Source organism: Porphyromonas levii DSM 23370, assembly GCF_000379925.1.
GTDB lineage: Bacteria > Bacteroidota > Bacteroidia > Bacteroidales > Porphyromonadaceae > Porphyromonas_A > Porphyromonas_A levii.
This window is the reverse complement of record NZ_KB904219.1, coordinates 1-2,302: the sequence shown is the minus strand read 5'-3', so window position 1 is coordinate 2,302 and position 2,302 is coordinate 1. Positions and strand designations below refer to the sequence as shown.

Below are 2,302 nucleotides of genomic sequence, written 5' to 3'. Positions count from 1 at the left end.
GATGAAGAGAAATGCTTACGGATATAGAGATGATGAATATTTCAAACTAAGGCTTTTTGCTCTACATGACTGCCGTATCACACGAAATGTCGGATAAACCATAATTATGTCGTTATCACCTCTATTTCTATAACAATAGACGCCATGATTTGTTTGTAACAAAAGAAAACCTTAACTTTGGGGTAGATTAATCACACTTAATAAGAAGCGAAATAAGAATGTCTACAACAGATTTGAGCCAATACGACCCATCAGAAGTGCCGAATGGCGAAGGCAAAAAAGTAGTTATCATCGTATCAGAGTGGAATAGTGATATCACTTTCCCTCTCAGAGATGGGGCGGTAGAGACACTCCTAAAGCACGGAGTAAAGGAATCCGATATCACGGTTCGTTATGTCCCAGGAAGTTTTGAATTGATCTACGCCTCCAAAAAGAGTCTACACTTCAGCGGGGCAGATGCTATCATTATCTTGGGGAGTGTTATCAGAGGAGAAACACCTCACTTCGATTACATCTCGGAGAGTGTAATGGTCAATATAGGGTTCCTCAATGCCACTTCTAGCCACACCCCTCACGGCATCTTCGTACCAGTTATCAATGGTGTACTTACAACAGACGACCACCAACAAGCGGCAGATAGAGCTGGCGGACGTCTTGGCAATAAGGGGGTAGAAGCTGCAGTCACAGCACTAAAGATGATACGTTTCTAGTAGAGAATAGATCGCTGAATAAGCTTCTTCTACACAAAATACCTTCTCTCCTCTTATAGAATCCTACTTCTATAAGAGGAGAGAAGGTATTTTGTGTAGGGAGGACCAACCAAATAGGGTGGCTAAACCACAAACGTTCACTTGTATTATTAATCCTACAAATTATTGGCGAGGGGCAAGGTATATAGGGTAGAACTGCTCAGGTCTATGAAAATCAGGATGTGGAGCATCGATAGGTTTCCAGCTAAGAAAGTGTGGAGCGGAAGTCTTATCGCCACACTTATAAAGGTTCCCTAAGAGATAATTAGGAGCAGAAGGGTTACTCAAATCAATACCCAATAGCTCAAATGGGATAAATACTGAGACCCAAAATGAGTGTACCCCCTGAGGACGGTCAAAGATTAATCCAGGGCGTTCACTTGTAGCACGTCGAATAGAGGCATACTCTACAGGCTTAAGTGGCGTACTCTCTGTACGACTCTTGCGCCGAGCAGCGTCGCAAGTACCAACACAATTAAATTCGAAATTAATGTACTGTTCATTACCTGGCGCCTGCAAAAAGATTTCTACACAGCTATCCTCATGTACTTTACCTCCATCCTCAGTATAGCTTGCCTTAAGACCAATCCCTTTACTCCAGAATCGACAATAGATACCTTTATTTGAATACGCCAAATCAGCGACTGTAATTGGGGTATATGAGAATTCGTCTTGCCAATTATTATGCATAATTGGCAGGCGTAAAGCTTTACTCTCCATCACCATTTCTTGAGAATTAAGATCTAATGCATCAAGCACAGGGACGTAAGGAATTACATGCTCATAAGTATCCATAACTACATAAACTTTATAATGATTAAGGATTCGACCAAATATACATAAAATTTCTGATTCCCATACAATATATGCAAATAACTAATCAGAAAATCAATAATAGTATCTATAACGCTATAGACCCCTGCACTACTTAGAAAGTAATGCAGGGGTCTACAATTATTATCCAGAATCAATACTCCTCTTCGTTAAAGAAGAAATCTTCCTTACTTGGATAATCTGGCCATATCTCCTCAATATTGTCGTAGATCATCTCCTCGTCTTCAATCTCTTGGAGATTCTCAATTACCTCCATAGGAGCACATGTACGCTGAGCGTAATCGATCAACTCATCCTTCGTAGCTGGCCATGGAGCATCGTCAAGCTTTGAAGCCAATTCTAGTGTCCAATACATAATTTACACTCTAAGTTACTAAATTCCAAAATATTAGTCGATTTACACCTCTAATTCGGCTGTAAAGATAACACTTTTCCCCACAATAGCAAATAGTTCTAGTAATATATGGCTAACGTATACGATAAACGAACACGCAAGAACCTATAGTGTCCTAGCCAATAATAGCCAAGATAAACTTACGAGAAAAAATCTCCCAAACATTTGTCAGTTCAAAAATTTGTTGTATCTTTGCAGAGCTAAACCCAGAGAGGGTCTAGCGAAACATAACGGATCCTTAGCTCAGTTGGTTTAGAGCATCTGCCTTACAAGCAGAGGGTCGATGGTTCGAATCCATCAGGGTCCACGTTTTTAGTGTTTGTTG

3 protein-coding genes and 1 tRNA gene are annotated in these 2,302 nt (G+C 40.4%); 2 read left to right on the top strand and 2 right to left on the bottom strand.

Translation table 11 applies throughout. The features are described from left to right. Positions 1–218: 218 nt before the first annotated feature. Positions 219–710 (top strand): 6,7-dimethyl-8-ribityllumazine synthase, encoded by a 492-nt coding sequence (gene ribH, locus A3GG_RS0101455; RefSeq protein WP_018357558.1) that lies wholly within the window; start codon positions 219–221, stop codon positions 708–710. Between the two features lie 162 nt (positions 711–872). Here ribH and A3GG_RS0101450 read toward each other — a convergent pair whose 3' ends face one another. Continuing rightward, complete coding sequence (locus A3GG_RS0101450; protein WP_018357557.1) at positions 873–1,544, bottom strand: carbohydrate-binding family 9-like protein; 672 nt, start codon at positions 1,542–1,544, stop codon at positions 873–875. 172 nt (positions 1,545–1,716) lie between these two features. Further along, the gene (locus A3GG_RS0101445) at positions 1,717–1,938 is read right to left on the bottom strand and encodes a DUF2795 domain-containing protein (protein WP_018357556.1); all 222 of its coding nucleotides are present in this window, start codon (positions 1,936–1,938) and stop codon (positions 1,717–1,719) included. A gap of 271 nt (positions 1,939–2,209) precedes the next feature. Between A3GG_RS0101445 and A3GG_RS0101440 the strand changes: the two genes are divergently transcribed. After that, a tRNA-Val gene (locus tag A3GG_RS0101440) sits at positions 2,210–2,284 on the top strand. Positions 2,285–2,302 lie beyond the last annotated feature (18 nt).

Bases quoted from the DNA above. Each gene is read 5' to 3' on its own strand.
- ribH (WP_018357558.1), top strand. From the start codon at position 219: ATGTCTACAACAGATTTGAGCCAATACGACCCATCAGAAGTGCCGAAT.
- A3GG_RS0101450 (WP_018357557.1), bottom strand. From the start codon at position 1,544: ATGGATACTTATGAGCATGTAATTCCTTACGTCCCTGTGCTTGATGCA.
- A3GG_RS0101445 (WP_018357556.1), bottom strand. From the start codon at position 1,938: ATGTATTGGACACTAGAATTGGCTTCAAAGCTTGACGATGCTCCATGG.